Raw genomic sequence first — 537 nt, forward strand, 5'->3', positions numbered from 1 at the left:
TGATCAGCGGCCGGCTGAGCTGGCTGACACCCACCGCGTGCGCTACTTCCTCGGCGTCGAGGTGGCGCCCTACGAAGTGTATGAACGCAACCCGGACGAGCGGACGCCCGCGGAGCGGCTCTCGACACTTCCGGTGGTCGGTGTGTTGGCGATGCCGTTCGTCACGCGACGCGACCGACTTACGGACGCGGAACTGCGGGGTGCCCAACTCGAGAAGTTGCGTGATCGGGTGCGAACCGTCGAGACGGAGTTCGTGGGAAAGCTGAGCGACTGTACGGCACGGCGGCTCGCAACGGCGGAGCTGCTGGGACTCGCCACACAGTTTTGGAACGGCACCGACGTGGCGGAACCGTCGGTCGCCACACAGGCCGGCATGGATCACCAGCGCCGGGAGGAGACCGATGCGTGAGCTCGTGGCTATGCTTTCCGGCGTCGAGTCGGTGGCCCCATCGGCACTCGTTATCGGGTTGACCGTCGGCGGCGGCACGCTCGTCATTGGGCTCCTCGTGGGGGTGTGGCTGCAGGCACGGCGCCCCC

General features: G+C 67.6%; 1 pseudogene. It reads left to right on the top strand.

What is annotated here, in order from left to right:
* Positions 1 to 409 (top strand): annotated as a pseudogene (locus DVK07_RS20975) (hypothetical protein); the annotation flags it as partial.
* Positions 410 to 537: the final 128 nt, after the last annotated feature.

Origin of the sequence: Halorubrum sp. Atlit-26R (genome assembly GCF_003666015.1) — an archaeon.
Lineage (GTDB): Archaea > Halobacteriota > Halobacteria > Halobacteriales > Haloferacaceae > Halorubrum.